The following is a 232-nucleotide window of genomic DNA, read 5'->3' as shown; positions in this document are numbered from 1 at the left end:
GGCCGACGGCGACCGTCGCATCCTCATCGTCCTCCAGAACACCGCCGAACTGCGTACCGGCGGCGGCATCACCGGGACGTTCCTGGGGCTCCGGGCGGGGGACGGCATTCTCTCGCTCGAAGCCCAGCGCGACTCGTCGGACTTCTCGCCGTCCGACAAGCCGCTCGGCACCGTGCCTGCCGCCGAGGTCCGAGCGCTCGGGGACGGCATCGGTCGGTACGTGCAGAACACG

1 protein-coding gene is annotated in these 232 nt (G+C 71.1%); it reads left to right on the top strand.

Annotation, left to right across the window (positions count from 1 at the left end):
* On the top strand, nucleotides 1–232 hold a 232-nt coding region (locus tag KVT44_RS57360; RefSeq protein WP_217577243.1), incomplete at both ends, for a DUF4012 domain-containing protein.

Origin of the sequence: Streptomyces sp. GbtcB7, from assembly GCF_019091445.1 — a bacterium.
In the GTDB taxonomy this organism is placed as follows: Bacteria; Actinomycetota; Actinomycetes; order Streptomycetales; family Streptomycetaceae; genus Streptomyces; species Streptomyces mirabilis.
The sequence above is the reverse complement of the archived record's forward strand: the minus strand, read 5'-3'. Positions and strand labels throughout refer to the sequence as shown.